The organism is Mycobacterium sp. (genome assembly GCF_039583785.1).
GTDB lineage: Bacteria > Actinomycetota > Actinomycetes > Mycobacteriales > Mycobacteriaceae > Mycobacterium.
The window spans coordinates 1-2,106 of sequence record NZ_JAVKSG010000190.1; the positions used below are offsets into that span (position 1 = coordinate 1).

The following is a 2,106-nucleotide window of genomic DNA, read 5'->3' on the forward strand; positions in this document are numbered from 1 at the left end:
TTTGACATGATCCTGGGTCTGTTGTATGTCCAAAGCGGCTATCTCCAGACCGACCTCATCACCGCTGTCGGCGCTGCCAAAGCACTGCACGAGGGACTCGGCTTCGACCCTCCCATGACCAACCCAGAGTTCAAGGCACTGAAGAAGTCCTTGCTTGAGCATGTCCCCGAGGAGCACGAGAAATGGCTACGCGAGAAGCTCGGACACAACACCCGCACCCTTCGGACCAAGCTTCTGGACCTCGCCGCGATCCCTGATGCCGAGGTGATGTCCAGGCTGCTGCCCAATCCCGAAGCCTGGGCGGACGCGACCAAGAAAGAACGTGATCCGGTCGCACATGGGGGTAAGAACATGAGCAGCGACGTGAAGCTACTCAGCGCCATCGTCAAAATGACGACCGCAGTCGTGTACGTGAACCTGCTGCACCAGCTCGGCGTCCCGAAGGAACGGCTGCTGTTCGCGGTGTACGACAGCCCCACGCTGGCATCCGCAATGAGGCTTGCAGGAGAACATTGGCCAGGGGATGACGGCGGCGCACTGTTGTAGGTGACGCCGCGCAGGCATATCCTCAGGTCAGCTCATTCCACGCGCCTCCGCTACTCGACACCCTGATTCATATGTGTGAAAATCGCGCATATGGATGGGACGACGCTCGGCACGCGGATCGCAGAGGCGCGCAAAGCTCTCGACCTTACCCAGCAACACCTCGCCACCAGCGTCGGGATCGACCGCACAGCTCTTGGGCTGATCGAGAAGGGTAAGCGCAAGGTGTCGGCGGTCGAGCTGGTGGGCCTCGCGGCTGCGCTGGACACCCCGCTTGCGTGGTTCGTGCGTGACCCACTACCGATGGTGGTGAGTCGGCGCTCCGACGCCGGGCCCAACCATGAGATCACCGCGAGGTTGGACCGGGAGCTGGAACTGTTCGCCGGCGATGTGGCCACGTTGCTCGAATCAGGGGTAATCAAGGCCGTCGCCGACCGTCCCTCCTGGGCGATTCCTGAGTCGTATGACGACGCCGAGAACGTCGCAAAGCAGGTGCGCGAACACCTCGGCTTAGACGCAGACCCGCTGCTGGACATTGCCGGTACCGCTGAGCGCTTCGGCCTGTACTCCTGCTCGTTGTCACTGGGTGACAAAGGGGCCGACGGCGCTCTCGTCGAGGTCGCCGATGGGGCGGCGGCGGCGGTGATCGACGGCGATGCCAGAGCCGGACGCAGGCGCATGTCGCTGGCACATGAACTGGGGCATTGGCTATTCGGCGATGCTTATGACTCCAACGTCACAGCCGAAGCCGAGCAGATGATCACCTCATTCGCTGCGCACCTTCTGGCTCCCCGCTCGGGTGTGGTAGCGGCTTGGGGGAAAAATAAGTCGGACACGCTGCGGGACAAGGTGATCCGTGTCGCGGGAGCGTTTCGGATGTCGTGGTCGGCGGTGATTCTGCATCTACGCAATCTCGGGGTGATCACTGACGAGCAGTACCGCAGCGTGGAAGGGGACAATCCCGCTATAGGTGAGTTCGCCAAATTGCAAATCACGCTGGCCACCGAGGAACTGGACCCTCCGTCGGTGTCCCCGGAGCTGACCGCCGCGATCCTGGCCGCGTACGTCGACCGTCGGTTGACTGCGCCACGTGTGGTGGAACTACTGCGTGGCCAGCTACAAGAGAGTGATCTGCCGCAGCAGCGTGCGGAGACCGCCGCCGACTACGTGTACCTGTTCCAGTCGAAGCGGTGAGCGCCGCTGCTGGCCGCTGGGTGATGGACACTTCCACATTCACCCACTTCTGCCGCGCGGACACCAGGGCATCCTGCGGCGGCTCGCACCGCAGGGAGTGATCCTGATCCCCGACACCGTCTACACCGAGGTGGAGGATGGCCGCGACCGCGGCTACGACATCCCCTCGATCGTCGACGTGCCATGGGTCGAGCTGGGTGTGCTCACCCCCGACGAGGAGATCGAACAGCTCCTCATCAAAGCGGAGATGCCGTCCAGGAAAGGAGAGCCGCCGACCAAGAATCTGGGTGAGTGTGCGGTGCTGGCCTGCGCCGTTCATCGGCACATGGTTGCAGTGCTCGACGACGGTGACGCCCGCACGGTGGCTAG

Annotated in this window: 3 protein-coding genes; all 3 read left to right on the plus strand. The window is 63.0% G+C overall.

The window, feature by feature from the left end:
• The coding region (locus ABDV69_RS21250) for a HEPN domain-containing protein (RefSeq protein ID WP_343577796.1) at positions 1-546 on the plus strand (546 nt) is incomplete at its 5' end.
• A 90-nt stretch (positions 547-636) separates the two neighbouring features.
• Positions 637-1,737, plus strand: a complete 1,101-nt coding sequence (locus tag ABDV69_RS21255; protein WP_343577798.1) for an XRE family transcriptional regulator — start codon at positions 637-639, stop codon at positions 1,735-1,737.
• Between the two features lie 97 nt (positions 1,738-1,834).
• Positions 1,835-2,106, plus strand: a 272-nt coding sequence (locus ABDV69_RS21260) for a hypothetical protein (protein ID WP_343577800.1), incomplete at its 3' end; no start/stop codon positions are given.

What these genes read in the sequence shown, in the direction of transcription:
- ABDV69_RS21255 (WP_343577798.1), top strand. Translation starts at nt 637, where the DNA reads ATGGATGGGACGACGCTCGGCACGCGGATCGCAGAGGCGCGCAAAGCT.